21 protein-coding genes and 1 pseudogene are annotated in these 13,924 nt (G+C 47.2%); 14 read left to right on the top strand and 8 right to left on the bottom strand.

Features of this window, described 5'->3' with window-relative positions; genetic code table 11:
- The first annotated feature begins 74 nt into the window (after positions 1-74).
- Positions 75-617, top strand: coding sequence for a TetR/AcrR family transcriptional regulator (locus tag DFO56_RS02005; protein WP_045506539.1), 543 nt, complete (start codon positions 75-77; stop codon positions 615-617).
- Here the strand turns inward: DFO56_RS02005 and DFO56_RS02000 are convergent.
- A complete protein-coding gene (locus DFO56_RS02000; protein ID WP_045506542.1) occupies positions 588-1,334 on the bottom strand; it encodes a 2-phosphosulfolactate phosphatase in 747 nt (248 codons plus the stop codon). The two genes, DFO56_RS02005 and DFO56_RS02000, sit on opposite strands and share 30 nt — an antisense overlap.
- A gap of 11 nt (positions 1,335-1,345) precedes the next feature.
- Positions 1,346-1,564, bottom strand: a complete 219-nt coding sequence (locus tag DFO56_RS01995) for a hypothetical protein (protein ID WP_045506545.1) — start codon at positions 1,562-1,564, stop codon at positions 1,346-1,348.
- A 26-nt stretch (positions 1,565-1,590) separates the two neighbouring features.
- Between DFO56_RS01995 and DFO56_RS01990 the strand changes: the two genes are divergently transcribed.
- Positions 1,591-2,154 (top strand): hypothetical protein, encoded by a 564-nt coding sequence (locus DFO56_RS01990; RefSeq protein ID WP_052679778.1) that lies wholly within the window; start codon positions 1,591-1,593, stop codon positions 2,152-2,154.
- Here the strand turns inward: DFO56_RS01990 and DFO56_RS01985 are convergent.
- From DFO56_RS01985 to DFO56_RS01965, 5 genes are all read right to left on the bottom strand, one after another.
- Positions 2,151-2,783: a hypothetical protein gene (locus DFO56_RS01985; RefSeq protein ID WP_045506548.1), complete on the bottom strand. Its 633-nt coding sequence runs from the start codon at positions 2,781-2,783 to the stop codon at positions 2,151-2,153. The two genes, DFO56_RS01990 and DFO56_RS01985, sit on opposite strands and share 4 nt — an antisense overlap.
- A gap of 254 nt (positions 2,784-3,037) precedes the next feature.
- On the bottom strand, positions 3,038-3,799 hold the full coding sequence (locus tag DFO56_RS01980) for a hypothetical protein (RefSeq protein ID WP_045506551.1): 762 nt from the start codon (positions 3,797-3,799) through the stop codon (positions 3,038-3,040).
- Positions 3,800-3,858: 59 nt separating this feature from the next.
- Positions 3,859-4,875, bottom strand: a complete 1,017-nt coding sequence (locus DFO56_RS01975; protein WP_045506554.1) for a tyrosine-type recombinase/integrase — start codon at positions 4,873-4,875, stop codon at positions 3,859-3,861.
- Positions 4,876-4,958: 83 nt separating this feature from the next.
- Positions 4,959-6,224 carry a HEPN domain-containing protein gene (locus DFO56_RS01970; RefSeq protein WP_052679779.1) on the bottom strand — a complete coding sequence of 422 codons (1,266 nt, stop codon included), beginning with the start codon at positions 6,222-6,224 and terminating at the stop codon, positions 4,959-4,961.
- A gap of 16 nt (positions 6,225-6,240) precedes the next feature.
- Entirely contained in the window at positions 6,241-6,792 is a 552-nt protein-coding gene (locus DFO56_RS01965) for a phage repressor protein CI (protein WP_045506557.1), read from the bottom strand.
- Between the two features lie 146 nt (positions 6,793-6,938).
- On the opposite strand from DFO56_RS01965, the gene DFO56_RS01960 reads away from it, so the two are divergent.
- The 12 genes and pseudogenes from DFO56_RS01960 (at position 6,939) to DFO56_RS01905 (ending at position 12,139) form a co-directional block, all read left to right on the top strand.
- Complete coding sequence (locus DFO56_RS01960; RefSeq protein ID WP_045506560.1) at positions 6,939-7,142, top strand: hypothetical protein; 204 nt, start codon at positions 6,939-6,941, stop codon at positions 7,140-7,142.
- Positions 7,143-7,207: 65 nt separating this feature from the next.
- A complete protein-coding gene (locus tag DFO56_RS01955; protein ID WP_045507218.1) occupies positions 7,208-7,711 on the top strand; it encodes a phage regulatory CII family protein in 504 nt (167 codons plus the stop codon).
- Positions 7,686-8,624: pseudogene (locus tag DFO56_RS01950) on the top strand (phage major capsid protein, P2 family); the annotation flags it as partial. The gene DFO56_RS01955 and the pseudogene DFO56_RS01950, both read left to right, overlap by 26 nt.
- Positions 8,625-8,627: 3 nt before the next feature.
- Complete coding sequence (locus DFO56_RS01945) at positions 8,628-9,275, top strand: terminase endonuclease subunit (RefSeq protein ID WP_045506566.1); 648 nt, start codon at positions 8,628-8,630, stop codon at positions 9,273-9,275.
- 93 nt (positions 9,276-9,368) lie between these two features.
- Positions 9,369-9,833, top strand: a complete 465-nt coding sequence (locus tag DFO56_RS01940; protein ID WP_045506569.1) for a head completion/stabilization protein — start codon at positions 9,369-9,371, stop codon at positions 9,831-9,833.
- On the top strand, positions 9,833-10,036 hold the full coding sequence (locus DFO56_RS01935; RefSeq protein WP_045506572.1) for a tail protein X: 204 nt from the start codon (positions 9,833-9,835) through the stop codon (positions 10,034-10,036). Before DFO56_RS01940 ends, DFO56_RS01935 begins: the two co-directional genes overlap by 1 nt.
- A 3-nt stretch (positions 10,037-10,039) precedes the next feature.
- The gene (locus DFO56_RS01930; RefSeq protein WP_045506575.1) at positions 10,040-10,255 is read left to right on the top strand and encodes an HP1 family phage holin; all 216 of its coding nucleotides are present in this window, start codon (positions 10,040-10,042) and stop codon (positions 10,253-10,255) included.
- Positions 10,236-10,751, top strand: a complete 516-nt coding sequence (locus tag DFO56_RS01925; RefSeq protein ID WP_045506578.1) for a lysozyme — start codon at positions 10,236-10,238, stop codon at positions 10,749-10,751. Before DFO56_RS01930 ends, DFO56_RS01925 begins: the two co-directional genes overlap by 20 nt.
- Positions 10,752-10,765: 14 nt before the next feature.
- The gene (lysB, locus tag DFO56_RS01920) at positions 10,766-11,173 is read left to right on the top strand and encodes an Rz-like lysis system protein LysB (protein ID WP_045507221.1); all 408 of its coding nucleotides are present in this window, start codon (positions 10,766-10,768) and stop codon (positions 11,171-11,173) included.
- Entirely contained in the window at positions 11,058-11,306 is a 249-nt protein-coding gene (gene lysC / locus DFO56_RS24865) for an Rz1-like lysis system protein LysC (RefSeq protein ID WP_233500371.1), read from the top strand. The genes lysB and lysC overlap by 116 nt, the downstream gene beginning before the upstream one ends.
- Positions 11,269-11,700 (top strand): phage tail protein, encoded by a 432-nt coding sequence (locus DFO56_RS01910; RefSeq protein ID WP_045506593.1) that lies wholly within the window; start codon positions 11,269-11,271, stop codon positions 11,698-11,700. The genes lysC and DFO56_RS01910 overlap by 38 nt, the downstream gene beginning before the upstream one ends.
- Positions 11,693-12,139, top strand: coding sequence for a phage virion morphogenesis protein (locus DFO56_RS01905; protein WP_045506594.1), 447 nt, complete (start codon positions 11,693-11,695; stop codon positions 12,137-12,139). The genes DFO56_RS01910 and DFO56_RS01905 overlap by 8 nt, the downstream gene beginning before the upstream one ends.
- A gap of 77 nt (positions 12,140-12,216) precedes the next feature.
- Here DFO56_RS01905 and DFO56_RS01900 read toward each other — a convergent pair whose 3' ends face one another.
- On the bottom strand, positions 12,217-13,911 hold the full coding sequence (locus tag DFO56_RS01900) for a hypothetical protein (RefSeq protein WP_147271661.1): 1,695 nt from the start codon (positions 13,909-13,911) through the stop codon (positions 12,217-12,219).
- Positions 13,912-13,924: the final 13 nt, after the last annotated feature.

Below are 13,924 nucleotides of genomic sequence, written 5' to 3'. Positions count from 1 at the left end.
ACGGCAAAGAGGGAAAAGATAAGACAACACTAGCAAGCAAGTGTACATTTGTACATAAATGAGTGAGAGGATCTATGACCCGAAGACCCAACGACCCGCAGCGGCGTGACCGCATTCTGCAAGCGACGCTGGATACCATTGCCGCACACGGGATTCAGGCGGTGACGCACCGTAAAATCGCCAGCTGTGCGGATGTGCCGCTGGGCTCAATGACCTATTATTTTTCCGGTATCGATGCATTATTAGCAGAGGCTTTCAGTCTGTTTACCCGGCAGATGTCGGCGCAATATGCCGCTTTTTTCGACGGCGTTGACAGTCAGGCAAAAGCCTGTGAGGCGCTAACCGAGCTGATTTACAGCGCCCAGGTGACCACCGCGCGCAATATGGAGCTGATGTACCAGCTGTATGCGTTTATGAGCCGCCAGCCCACGCTGAAAAGTGTGATGCAAGACTGGATGCGCACCAGCCAGACCATGCTGGAGCACTGGTTCGAACCGATGACGGCACGTGCGCTGGATGCGTTTATCGAAGGGATGACGCTGCATTTTGTGGTCGATCGCGAGCCGCTGAGCCGCGAAGCTATTCGCTTAATGATTGGGCGTCTCGCCGGGCAATGAGCGGTACGCGTTGTCGATTAATGCACAGGCGCGATGGCTTGCGTCAAGCGCGAGACACAGTTCTACGTCCGCTGAAAAACCCCGGGCGTGGAGTTCACTGGCGGATGCGCAGTAATGAAGAGCACTGAAGTCACCGCCCTGAAATGCGGCCTTTGCCACTTGCGCTTCAGGCGAGAGTTTACGCTTGCCAAGTGCGGCAATAATGGCACCTGCCGCCAGATAATCCTCCAGCGCCGGGCGCAGGCTACCATCCGGCCAGCGTTCCCCGGCCGGGATCAGCAAAATGCGCTCAAAGCCTGCACAAGCTTTCGCGGTCGCCAGTCGGTTGCGAAAACAGCCGCTAAACACCGCTGCGCCGCAATCGCGTGCTTTAAACGAAAGCGTGGAACCGTTAGGTGAGGGGAGCACCAGCCGGTGTCCGGCGGGAATATGCAGTAACGAGGCGGGCGAGAGTGTGTAATTCCCACCGGCAAAGGTGCGGTCAAAACTGGCGACGTCGGCATGGTTTTCCTGTGCGTAGCGCTGCGCGCTCGCATCTTTCCATGGCCATGGGTAAATCAGCGCCTGGTTATCAGTGGCGATGCTAACGCACGTGGAGAACGACATCACGTCGACAATCACCACACAATCGGCTTCCTGCGCCAGCTGCTCCGCTGCAGTTAAACCCCACTCCAGACGCACATCGAACGAGCTTTGGCTGTACCACTGTGCACACATTTTCTGCTCCTTTATTCCACGCGAAAAACATCAGGATGTTGTTCCGTTGCGGCCTCATGGAAAATATCCCCCAACCAGCCGGGGATTTCCGCTTCGCTTAATTCACTCGGAACGATGAAGTTATAAAGGCGCGAATGCTTGCCTTCGTTTCTGTCCACGCGGAACACGTGCCAGCCATCCGCCACGCGTTTTACCCCAATATAACGGCCAAAAACGTTGTAAATCAGCATCAGGGAGCTCCTTTCGGTGTCGGGTAATGGTTAAAAAAGAGCACAATGAAAAACACGGCGCTGGCGATTGCTTTAGTATTAATGCAAAAATAGGTAATTCAAACAACCCATTGAAAAGGAATAAAATGTTTTTAGACACTGTAATGTGGCTAATATCCGTGGCAGCTTTTCTCGCCTGGATCTTTGGTATCACTTTAAAAAATACCTTTGCCACCAATGCGAAACATTTTGCCCTTTTTTTGCTTGTGCATCTGATGTTGAGCGGTGCTGCCATTATGCTGAAAAAGCACGGCGTTGCGGGTGTTAGCAGAGACTCCGGTCCGTGGGTGCTTACCGGTCTCAGGCTGTTTTTAAAGTGTTATATGGCGTTTGCGATGATCATAACGGTGAGTTTTTTCTTTGCGCTTATCAGCAAAGGTGCACAACAGATGACGCATTTTCATAAAACCTATAACGCCGCGAATCTGCACCGCAACCCGCTTAAGTTCTACCTGCGTCGCGAAGCGGGGATTGTATTGGCCTACGGGCTCTGCTTTTTAGCAGGAGGCGTTTATGTGCTGTGGGCGATATGGTTTCGTCTGGCGTTTTAAGAGGTTTTGGGCTGCGATTGTTCCGTTGTTGCTTTTTTGTCGATATCGACAGATATTTTATGCGCAGCGTACAAACACAACAGAATAATAACAAGATGTCCTAACTTTATTCCACGCTGACTATTCATAATAGAAAAGAGCACAGCGTTGTTGCGTTTTAATATGAAATAACACCATATATTGGCAAATAAGAAAATGAATAATACCGTTAATACAAATGCGATTTGCGCAAGGCTTTTATAGGTCACTTGAGGTTCTCTGTAAAAGAGAATCGCCAGTGCAATTAATGATGTTGTCAGTAATGCGGTAGAAATCCCGGCGGACCACAGCAGCAGGTCGCTGGTCACTTTGCGCAGGGCTGCGCCAAACCTGCCTCGCAGGGTGTCCATTCCCCATGTGTCGGGTTTCATTGCTTCCATATCTTTCATGAAAAATGAGATCGGGATAATAATACATAACACCATCCAGCCGTAATTAATTTGCGGCATACTTTTATCCAGAAAACTAAGCAGATAATTTGCAATATCAAAATTCGCTGTTTTTCCTGCGATATAAAACGAGATAATGGAGATAATGCACCACATACCGATTTTATAAAAAACATCGCGGTATAATGATTTTTTAACCAACTTTCAAGTATGTTTTCTTCCGCTTTCATCGTCGTCCCGTTATATCAAGTTATGCTGTTTTCGGCATCGATATTACCAAATCTTTGTTGCTTCGCCAGCGGCAGAGGGAAGGCGAAACACAGGCTTCTTATCGGTTCAAATCGAGGAAGGATAATGGGAAAAAGGCAACAAAAAACCCATTTATGTAAATGGGTTTTCAAAAAGAACCACTTGTATAAAAATCAATGAATTAGGTTTGTGGTAAGGAGGGGCAACTACGGGGTAATACCAACCTCTGCCGCCACTTTGTCGCCACTATCAGAATATGATGCTTGGGACGTATTTGACTGGTTCGGAGGCTGAGGCGTACCTAACTCAACTGAATCGGCAGGCATAATGCAGATGGTGTTATTTTCTTTATTATATGCAAAAACTTTGTCGCTATAGGTGGCAATAAAGGCAAGGCTCTTATTCCCGCAATGAGAGTCTTTAGTAAAAACAATAACGTCAGGATAGTTTTTGATCATTAAGGATTGGTTTATGCCATAACTAAAGGACAAAAAAGGAATCAGCATAATAATTTTTAATGAGTGGTTTTTTAACTTGCTCTTAATGTTAATAAAATCATCAAGTCCGCGTATATAATAAAAGGCTAAATAAGTGATCAGTAAAATGCAAGAACTAGCAAAGCTAGGGAGTTTTTTGGCATAAAAATAAAGAAAGCTAATGCATATAAAAATTAGTGTAAGTATGAGGATGTTTTTGGCTTTACTACCCCTTGGTGATGAAATACTGTCTGGAGAAACAGTTGTTTCTTCACTATGCATTTTTATAAGCTTGGGAATGTCAATAAACACAAGGATAGATATAATAAGTATGGGGTATAAACTAGCTTTAATTACATCGGAAAAGCTTAGGAAATTTATTAAGGTACTGGCGGGCAAATCAAATGCTATCCATAATCCAAATATATAGATTATGCCGCTAACTAAGGATAAGCCAGTAGCTATTGTTGTTAAGGGAATATTTAGTTTCATTATCTCTGAATCGAAAATTTTTTGTACATATTACAGAGCGAAATGGTTGTAATCAATTCTCATATAGACATTGTAGCAATTGGATTGAACTTAAGTGCTGTTTCCAGGTGATCGGGCGCCAGATGTGCATAGCGCATGGTCATTTTTATGTCGTGGTGCCCCAGTATTTTTTGTAGAGCAAGGATGTTACCGCCCGACATCATAAAGTGTGCTGCGAACGTATGGCGCAGCACGTGGGTAAGTTGTCCGCGGGGAAGCACAATCGATGTTTTCTCCATCACTGCCAAAAACTGAAAGTAGCAATCGGTGAAGAACTTGAAGCCGTCCAGCGCAATGATTTCTTCATACAGCTCCTTGCTGATCGGAATGCTGCGGTTCTTTTTGCCCTTGGTCCTGACAAAGGTGATGCGGTATTTAGTGACCTGCGAACGGGTGAGGTTCACCGCTTCGCGCCAGCGTGCGCCGGTACTGAGGCAAATTTTGACAACCAAAGCGAGAAGGGCGCTTTGGCGTTTGCAGTCGTAGAGAAGCTCAGAGATTTGCTCATGCGTCAGCCAGGCCATCTCTTTTTCTGCGATGGTGAACTTACGCATATTCTCCAGCGGGTTCGGCGCGATCCATTCCCCGAGGCGTGCAAGCTCACTGAAAACACCGCTTAGATAGCTCTGCTCAAGGTTGATGGTTACCGGGCTGGCTCCTTTCTTCCATTTCTCGCTAAAGTAGATTTCGCCGGTGAGACGTTTATCGCGGTAGTGCGCGAACATTTTGGAACTGAGATCGGTAGCGAGAGGATTTCCGAGAGCATCAACCATCAGGAGCAGCTTGTCATAAACGTGCTCGCCAGCCGTCAGGGATTTACCGTGCAGTTTGAACCAGAGTTCAACGACGTCTTTGAGTGTCCGGCGATCTACCGATTCGCCAAGCCAAGGTTTAGTCTCCGCCTCATCCATCGTGTGGCGTTCAAAGGCTAATGCCTCGCCTTTGGTGGCGAACTGCTTACGCACACGACGCCCGCTGCGCCCGGCGGGGTAACATTCACAAATCCATTTCCCGGTATCCAGTTTCCGTACTGTCATAAAAAAGCCCTCATATCTGAGGGCTAAATTTAACTGTATGTTTGGACAGTTATCAATGTTTAATTATGATGAAACATACACGATCAATTATCCTCGTCTGATTCCTCTTTTATAGTTTCTATTTGATGGATTTTATCAATAATCATTTCACGTATATCAAGGCTTTGACCGATTAAGTTATGTAATTCAAAATTGTCATATTTGTTAATGTTTTCTTCGTCGAATACTACGCTAATTAGGTCTTTTACATCCTGCGCGGTATATTTTTCGTCAGGAATAACATTGGTGAATACGCTATCTATTATTTTGTCAATGGGGGTTTTTTTATCGAAATTTGAGTCTATCACAATTGAATATAATTCTCGTATTTGTTCATACATTTTAAATACGGCGTCATAAAAAATTTCAATGTCACTTTTAGTTCTTTTTAAGAAATTATCCTCATATTGATCCGCAAGTTCAGTGCGATCACCTTCATCGATACTTATAGCCTCTGTTTTATCTATAGCCTTTTGCAGAATAGGGATTAATTTATCTGTAAGGTTTATGGTTTCTTGATAATCTGATTTTGAAAAATCTCTATTGTGCGCGATCTTGCAGCGTAATGCATATAATTTTTCCCAGTTATTTATAATTGTTTTAGGGTCGACTTTTATATGTGGTGAGAAATATTTTTCCCAGTTAGACTGGGGGACTATTTTTTTAATTTCCGAAAATAAGTTAGCATCTAAATCCTGAAAGTTTAATCCAGATAATTTTTTTATTAATTCAGTTACTTCTATTTCACGATATGCTTTAAAAAGAAAATTCGTCAACTGAATAAAATCTATTTGATACATCATGTTGTGTTCTTCAAATGATTTTGAAGATCTTATGCTTAAAAACTCTTCTGGGATTGATGTTTTTGTCCATGATAATCCGACATTAATAAACATGAATTTTGTTATCAGTTTACGCATCAAGTTTTCAATTTCATATATCAAAGGATACGCAAGAATACAATAGTGTTTACTAATGTCATCCCATATAAGTTGGATTTTTCCAATCTGACATTCACTGGTAACCTTACGGAATACTCTAATTAATTGAGAAAATGATAATAAATTCTCATCGGAAATTTCTTTTAGTGATAGCTTAATAAATAAAGCTTCTTTTTTTTTGTCGTGCTCAGAAATATTTAGTTTGAAATGAGCTTTTTTGAAAACTAAGTTATCATTTTTTATCGATAATTCTTCTGTGGCTTCTAATATTTTAATAAAAGCCGAAGGGGTTTTACCAATTGCTGAGTTTTTATTTATTATAAATAACATCTCAACATTGCAGCGCTCTATCGTAAGCTTATCGGCCATTTTTATTTCCTATTTCTTATAATATAGTTTTTACTACTAATCCAATAAGGGATAGTTCATCTATGTTACATTCAAAACAAGAATCATTGCCCTCAACCTTTAACTTATTCCCTGGTATTCTGGTAATATTTCGAATGCTTTGTTGGTCGTCAATTGATATTAACCATTTGCCATCTGAAATAGTCTCAGGAATTGTTTCGCAAATGTATCCGATGCTATTGTCAATAATAAATATTAGTTCTCGATAGTTAAAGTTTAACAAGGAACGGTCAAATAAAATTATTCCTGCATTTTCTAATTTGTTTCCAGTTAATATTTTTTTATTTAACGAAATAGGTGCTGTCGCGCTTGTACGATCTCCAACGCCAAAGGATAGCCATTGCAACGAATATCCTGTCTCTATGGCGCATTGAATAATCCAATCCGCAGGAAAAATGTCACGCATGTAGCGCGTCGCCATAGTGCTTTTTGAGACACCTAAGTGATCGCATAGAGCCTGGCGGGTAGTAAACCCATATGCCTCGACTAAACGCTCAATGACTTTCTTGCCGCCGCTATTGAAATCCATAAGTCCTCTAAATCAAACCAAAATGCATTGACAGATTCCAAAAGCGATCTTAAAGTTGAACCTGAAGTGTTCTTTTGGAGCCTTCACTACTCATCATGAACGACACCGGCTCGCCACAAGCCGAACTGAATAAGGAATGTTGCACTATGGCCCCTAACATTTCAATCACTCTGAATACTCCACACGTCACTATTGAACGCTATAGCGAACTGACTGGTCTCTCCGTCGATACCATTAACGATATGCTGGCAGATGGTCGCCTGCCTCGCCATCGCTTACGCAAAGATAAAAAGCGTGAAAAGGTAATGATTAACATTGCCGCTTTGACTGTTGATGCATTGTCCGCTTGAAAATCGGATGGGTATTTTCATGGTTTCACCAGTTCGATTTTGCGATGGGTTTGCATATGAAAACTATGTTTGATTTTAAGGTTTCCCAACAAGAACTTTTCAATGACGCCTGCCGGGCTTTCGCTCTAAGCCATAACATGGCGAAGCTGGCAAAGCGTGCCGGTATGAACGTCCAGATGTTGCGTAACAAGCTTAATCCCCTGCAGCCTCACCAGCTCACGGCAGCAGATATCTGGTTGCTGACCGATCTCACGGAGGACTCAACGCTGGTCGATGGTTTTCTGGCGCAGATCCATTGCCTGCCGTGTGTTCCGGTGAATGAGGTGGCAAAAGAGAAATTGCCGCATTACGTCATGAGCGCGACCGCTGAAATCGGGCGTGTCGCCGCTGGCGCGGTATCCGGTGAGGTGAAAACCACGGCAGGGCGCCGCGATGTGATCAGTAGCGTTAACGCTGTTACGCGCCTGATGGCACTCACTGCCGTGTCATTGCAGGCGCGTTTGCATGTTAACCCTGCAATGGCAAGCGCGGTAGATACCGTAATCCGCCGCATTCCTGACGCTGATTAACATCACGCCGGTTGCGGAGCAGTCCGGTCAGTTGCTGGGGCTGGGCGTGGGCAGCACCATTGCCGGAACCACCGATACCACCACCAAAGAGCGTGAACCGACTGATCCGACGTTGATGGAGGACGCGGAATATAAATGCGAGCAGACCAACTTTGATACGGTGCTGACCTACGCCAAGCTGGATCTGTGGGCCAAGTTCCAGGACTTTCAGGTGCGTATCCGCGACGCCATCGTTAAGCGTCAGGCGCTGGACCGCATCATGATCGGCTTCAACGGCGAGAAGCGCGCCAAAACCTCCAGCCGTGCTGACAACCCGCTGCTGCAGGACGTGAACAAGGGCTGGCTGCAGAAAATCCGCGAAGACGCGCCCGATCACGTGATGGGCAGCGCGACCAAAGACGGCGTAACCACTAAAGGCGCGGTGAAAGTAGGCAAGGGCGGTGACTACGCCAACCTGGACGCCGTGGTGATGGATGCGGTCAACGAGCTGATCGACGCCGTTTATCAGGATGATGATGATCTGGTTGTTATCTGCGGGCGCGAGCTGCTGTCCGACAAATATTTCCCGCTGGTCAACAAAGAGCAGGAAAACAGCGAGAAGCTGGCAGCCGATCTGATCATCAGCCAGAAGCGTATGGGCGGCCTGCAGGCCGTGCGTGCACCTTACTTTCCGGCGAATGCCCTGCTGATCACCCGCCTGGATAACCTCTCCATCTACTGGCAGGAAGACACCCGCCGCCGCTCTGTTATCGACAACCCGAAACGGGACCGGATTGAAAACTTCGAATCGGTTAACGAGGCGTATGTGATGGAGGATTACCGCTGCGCGGCGCTGGTTGAAAACATCGAAATCGGTGATTTCAGCGCGTCTGTGGCCTCGTCAGAAACCCCTGAAACAGAAACCGGGGAGTAACGCATGAGCCTGAGTCCGGCACGGCAGCACCGCCTGCGTATTCAGGCCGAGCAGGCCGCCCGTGAGGGCGGCAGCGTTCGCCACGCAATGGGCTATGACCTGATGCTGCTGCAACTGGCAGAGGACCGCCGCCGCCTCAAGGGCATCCAGTCCACGGTGAAAAAGGCGGAAATCAAGGTGGAACTACTACCGAAGTATGCCGCCTGGGCTGATGGCGTGCTGGCTGCCGACGGCGCGCAGCAGGACGATGTGCTGATGTACGTGATGCTGTGGCGTATCGATGCCGGCGATTATGCCGGCGCGCTTGAAATCGGGCACCATGCGCTGCGCCACGGCTGGGTGATGCCACTGGGCAACCGTAATGTGCAAACCGTTCTGGCAGAAGAAATGGCAGACGCCGCGCAAAGCGCGCTGCTTGCCGCTACCGCTTTTGATGCCGGTTTGCTTCTGCAGACGGTGGATCTGACAACGGATTTCGATATGCCAGACCAGTCGCGGGCGCGCCTGCATAAAGCCATCGGACTGGTACTGAGTGAAAGCAACCCGGCATCGGCTCTGAATCACATCACCCATGCGCTGCAGCTTGATCCTCGCTGCGGTGTGAAAAAAGAAAAACAGCAACTGGAGCGCAGACTGCGCAACGACCGCTAAAGAACGTGCCCCGCGCACGGGCGGCACGGGGTGGCGAAAGGCATTGCCACATCAAAACCCCGTCCACCGCCCACTTATTCAGGAGAAACCCGCATGAAGTTTGTTGCCCCCGAACAGGCACCGGAACAGGCGGAGGTCATCAAAAATACGCCGTTCTGGCCTGATGTGGATCTGTCGGAGTTTCGCAGTGTGATGCGCACTGACGGCACGGTGACGCAGCCACGTTTAAAGCAAGTGGTGCTGACGGCAATTTCAGAGGTTAACGCTGAGTTGTACGACTTCCGTCACCGCCAGCAGATGCTCGGCTATCGGGCGCTGGCTGAGGTTCCGGCGGAAATCCTCGACGGCAAAAACGAGCGAATCCGGCACTACCACAACGCCGTTTATTGCTGGGCGCGTGCCGTGCTCAATGAGCGCTACCAGGATTATGACGCCACCGCGTCCGGTGTTAAGCGCGGGGACGAGCTGGCAGAGGCCAGCGGTGATCTGTGGCGTGATGCCCGCTGGGCAATCAGCCGGGTGCAGGATGCCGCGCATTGTACGGTGGAGCTTATCTGATGAAAGTGCGTGCGCACCAATATGACACGGTGGATGCGCTCTGCTGGCGGCATTACGGGCGCACGCAGGGCGTTACGGAGCAGGTGCTGCGAGCCAATCCAGGGCTGGCAGAGTATGGCCCACTTTTACCGCACGGGCTGCAGGTGGAACTGCCGGACATTACGGCATCCACCACGGCGCAGACCGTCCAGCTATGGGACTGAATAATGACGCTTGAAAGAATAAGTGCCTTTACCACGTACTGCATCGCCGTGGTGCTCGCGTGGCTGGGCGATCTGTCGCTCAAAGATGCCTCTACGGTAGGCGGTGTCCTGATTGGTGTGCTGATGCTGGCGATCAACTGGTACTACAAACACAAGACATACCTGCTGTTGCGCGCGGGGCAAATCACGCGGGAGGATTATGAATCCTTCAATCGCTAAGCGGTGCCTTGCTGGCGCAGTGATGGTTATCGCCGCCACTTTGCCCGGTTTCCAGCAACTTCACACCTCTGTGGAAGGGTTGAAACTGATTGCCGATTTTGAGGGATGTCGGCTGCAGCCTTATCAGTGCAGCGCGGGCATCTGGACTGACGGAATTGGCAACACGTCCGGCGTGGTGCCCGGTAAAACCATCACCGAGCGGCAGGCGGCGCAGGGGCTGATCGCCAATGTGCTGCGAGTGGAGCGACGACTAGGAAAGTGTGTGGCGCAGCCGATGCCGCAAAAGGTTTATGACGCGGTGGTGTCGTTCACTTTCAACGTCGGCACCGGTAACGCCTGCAGCTCCACGTTAGTTAAATTGCTGAACCAAAAGCGCTGGGCGGATGCGTGCCGCCAGCTACCGCGCTGGGTGTACGTCAACGGTGTGTTTAATCAGGGGCTGGAAAACCGCCGCGCGCGGGAAATGGCCTGGTGTCTGCAGGGTGCCAGCACGTGACGCGTACTCTGGTGATGATAGTGGTGCTGCTGGCGGCGCTGGGCTGGCAGTCGTGGCGGCTCAATAACGCCAGCCACACCATCGAGACGCAGGGCGCGACGCTGGCAAGCCAGGCGCAGGAACTGGCGAAGAAAAACAGTCAGCTGATCGGCTTGTCCATCCTGACCGAAACCAACAGCCGGGAGCAGACGCGGCTTTATGCAGCAGCGGAACAGACCACCGCGCTGCTGCGAAGTCGCCAGCACCGCATCGAGGAGTTGAAACGTGAAAACGAGGATTTGCGCCGCTGGGCTGACACTCCTTTGCCTGCTGACATTATCCGGCTGCGCGAACGTCCGGCCCTCGCCGGAGGTGCAGCTTACCGTGAGTGGCTGTCCAAAAGTGACGCAGTGCCGGCTGGAAAGATCAGCGCCGCGCAGTAACGGCGATCTGAATGCGCTACTGGATGAAACGGAGGCCGCCTGGGCGCGCTGTGCCGACAAAGTAGACACCATTATTGCGTGTCAGGAGCGAAACAGTGAACAAGCCGCAGTCCTTACGCCACGCGCTGAATAAAGCGGTGCCTTATGTACGCGATAACCCGGACAAACTGCATCTTTTCGTGGATAACGGCTCACTGGTAGCAACCGGTGCCAGCTCCATGTCATGGGAATACCGCTACACCCTGAACGTGGTGATCGAAGATTTCAGCGGTGACCAGAACCTGCTGATGGCTCCAGTGCTGCTGTGGCTCCGTGCTAACCAGCCGGACGCCATTAATAACCCGGAGCTGCGCGAAAAGCTATTCACTTTTGAGATCGATATTCTGCGCAATGATATCTGCGATATCAGCCTTAACCTGCAGCTTACCGAGCGCGTGCTGGTCAGTGCCGACGGCGCGATCTCAACGGTTGAGGCGGAGCAGGAACCCGACGAGGCAGAAGAAATGTGGACGGTGAAGCGTGGATAATCTGCATAAGGTAGATGACTGGTTAACGGCACTGCTGGCGAATCTGGAACCGGCAGCACGCAAACGTATGATGCGCGAGCTGGCGCAGGAATTACGTCGGAGCCAGCAAAACAATATCCGCCTGCAGCGCAATCCGGACGGCACCGCCTACGAACCGCGCCGGGTAACAGCCAGAACCAAAAAAGGGCGCATCAAGCGCCAGATGTTCGCCAAACTCCGCACAGCGAAGTACCTAAAAATTGCCGCCAGCGCGGATTCAGCCAGCGTGCAGTTTGCAGGGCAGGTGCAGCGCATTGCGCGGGTACATCATTATGGTTTGCGAGATCGTGTTAGCCATAAAGGAGGAGAGGTGTGTTATGCGGAGCGGAGACTACTTGGGATTAATGGTAAAATACGAGCCTCTATTGACGATATTTTACTTCTTTGGATTAATGGCTAGTTAAAATTGGGTATTTATTATGATTATGCTAGATGTGGATAAAAGGAGTGTTTATTAACACTCCTTTAATATTTGGTTCAGTTAGAATTTGAGTGTTTTTTGAGTTTTAAATATCCATATATATCAAATTTTGCTCCCTTGTCTTTATAATAGTGTTCGGTCTTTATAGGTGAGTTAGGTGTGTTGAAATCAATGTAATCTAATAGCTCTTGAATGACAGGGTTGTTGGGATTATCGGAGAAATGATTGACGAGGTTAGCGCAAATTAATGATTCGAAAAATTCAGATAGTTTTAGTTTGTTCTTTTGATACTTAAAGTTGGCATATTCTTTGAATGATGTGTAATACTCGTTGATGCTTTCAAGTTTTTTCCCAAACATGGTGTTGATAAGCAACATTTCTATTCCTTTACTCTCATAAATATAAGAGTGCTTTTGTATTGTTTTTTCATAGGTATCATCTAGAGTGAATTTGTAAATTCCTGATAATAAAATTAATATTGACATTAGTATTCGTATGTCATCTTTGTTGTTCTCTGTTTTGAGCCGGTTTCCGATTTCATTGACAATGGGTTGCATGTTTGGGATTTCATGTTTTTCAGTCACAATTCCATGTTCGATTCGAGATAATACTGCATTCAATATTGAGATGTAATTTCCTTTAACCAATGCCCTTACGTCATTCATCCAATATAGTTCTGACATGCGGGCAAATCTTACGCCAGGAATTATTTTTAGGATATCTATATTTTCTTTTTTACAAACTGGCATGTCATTAACAAATTTAAGAATAACTTCCCGGGTAACTGCCGATAATCCATTGAAAGTTAGGTGGGGTTTGTCATCTACCTCAACGCAGTAATCAAGGTTGTAAGGTTCTGATATTTCGGTAGGTAGTGGTTTAAGTATATGCACATATTTTGAACGAAGGTTATAAGCATTTTTTGTGGCTATTCTTAGTTCGTTTTCACCGACCAATCTAAACTTCTTGTTTTCTGTCTTGTAAAAATTTTTATTCAAGGAACTCATTACTGCTTTAATAAATTTACGACTTAAAGCAAGATGCTCGTGAGCAATTATTTCTGCTCTTATAGAGTTTGCTATTGGATTATCTAAATTTTCTAAGATTCTGTCTAATCCCTTTCTTTTTTGGGGGGGGACATCATTCCAGGTTATTTCAGTTTCAAGAGTGTCTTGCGCTAAAGATTCGATTGATGCAACAAATAATGTATATGCCGCATCTAAATCGTCAGATATTCTAATTGCCGCAGTAACATAACGACGAATTGCCTGGATGGATTTCTCGTAATGAGTCCTGGGCGAATTTACTAATTTGCTAAAGAATGATTGGAATTCTGATGCTTGTTCCTGTGTGACGGTTATTCTCTCATCAAAGAAACTGCATAAATAATCGCTAGTTGTATGTCCGGCTATTTTTTCACCGCTTAGCAATTGTTTTGTAAATGACTGAGATGTTGTGCATAGACCACGGAAATAAAAGGAAATTACGTGGGCCAGATCATCCATTAAATCCTGCCCGGTTGTCGAAATGAGAACAGCTTTGCTGCCATCAGGGTTTTCAGATGGTTGCCTTTCTTCAACCTCACATATAATGACCATAGGAGATAAATACATTGATGATGGCAATATTTTCCCAATACAAAAATCAATACCTTCTCGCGGTATTTCTAAGTTCGTATATAGAGGGGTTCTGTGTTGAGTTTTATAGAGCTTATCCGTTTGTAAGAAATTCCCATTGCAGAATTGAAGCATATTACGCACCTAA

This window comes from Kosakonia sp. AG348, from assembly GCF_003337365.1.
In the GTDB taxonomy this organism is placed as follows: domain Bacteria; phylum Pseudomonadota; class Gammaproteobacteria; order Enterobacterales; family Enterobacteriaceae; genus Kosakonia.
Note: the sequence above shows the minus strand (reverse complement) of the source record. Positions and strands in the feature narration are given on the sequence as shown.

Excerpts from the sequence above, each read along its gene's own strand:
- DFO56_RS02005 (WP_045506539.1), top strand. The coding sequence starts at position 75 with ATGACCCGAAGACCCAACGACCCGCAGCGGCGTGACCGCATTCTGCAA.
- DFO56_RS02000 (WP_045506542.1), bottom strand. The coding sequence starts at position 1,334 with ATGTGTGCACAGTGGTACAGCCAAAGCTCGTTCGATGTGCGTCTGGAG.
- DFO56_RS01995 (WP_045506545.1), bottom strand. The coding sequence starts at position 1,564 with ATGCTGATTTACAACGTTTTTGGCCGTTATATTGGGGTAAAACGCGTG.
- DFO56_RS01990 (WP_052679778.1), top strand. The coding sequence starts at position 1,591 with ATGGTTAAAAAAGAGCACAATGAAAAACACGGCGCTGGCGATTGCTTT.
- DFO56_RS01980 (WP_045506551.1), bottom strand. The coding sequence starts at position 3,799 with ATGAAACTAAATATTCCCTTAACAACAATAGCTACTGGCTTATCCTTA.
- DFO56_RS01975 (WP_045506554.1), bottom strand. The coding sequence starts at position 4,875 with ATGACAGTACGGAAACTGGATACCGGGAAATGGATTTGTGAATGTTAC.
- DFO56_RS01970 (WP_052679779.1), bottom strand. The coding sequence starts at position 6,224 with ATGGCCGATAAGCTTACGATAGAGCGCTGCAATGTTGAGATGTTATTT.
- DFO56_RS01965 (WP_045506557.1), bottom strand. The coding sequence starts at position 6,792 with ATGGATTTCAATAGCGGCGGCAAGAAAGTCATTGAGCGTTTAGTCGAG.
- DFO56_RS01960 (WP_045506560.1), top strand. The coding sequence starts at position 6,939 with ATGGCCCCTAACATTTCAATCACTCTGAATACTCCACACGTCACTATT.
- DFO56_RS01955 (WP_045507218.1), top strand. The coding sequence starts at position 7,208 with ATGTTTGATTTTAAGGTTTCCCAACAAGAACTTTTCAATGACGCCTGC.
- DFO56_RS01945 (WP_045506566.1), top strand. The coding sequence starts at position 8,628 with ATGAGCCTGAGTCCGGCACGGCAGCACCGCCTGCGTATTCAGGCCGAG.
- DFO56_RS01940 (WP_045506569.1), top strand. The coding sequence starts at position 9,369 with ATGAAGTTTGTTGCCCCCGAACAGGCACCGGAACAGGCGGAGGTCATC.
- DFO56_RS01935 (WP_045506572.1), top strand. The coding sequence starts at position 9,833 with ATGAAAGTGCGTGCGCACCAATATGACACGGTGGATGCGCTCTGCTGG.
- DFO56_RS01930 (WP_045506575.1), top strand. The coding sequence starts at position 10,040 with ATGACGCTTGAAAGAATAAGTGCCTTTACCACGTACTGCATCGCCGTG.
- DFO56_RS01925 (WP_045506578.1), top strand. The coding sequence starts at position 10,236 with ATGAATCCTTCAATCGCTAAGCGGTGCCTTGCTGGCGCAGTGATGGTT.
- lysB (WP_045507221.1), top strand. The coding sequence starts at position 10,766 with ATGATAGTGGTGCTGCTGGCGGCGCTGGGCTGGCAGTCGTGGCGGCTC.
- DFO56_RS01900 (WP_147271661.1), bottom strand. The coding sequence starts at position 13,911 with ATGCTTCAATTCTGCAATGGGAATTTCTTACAAACGGATAAGCTCTAT.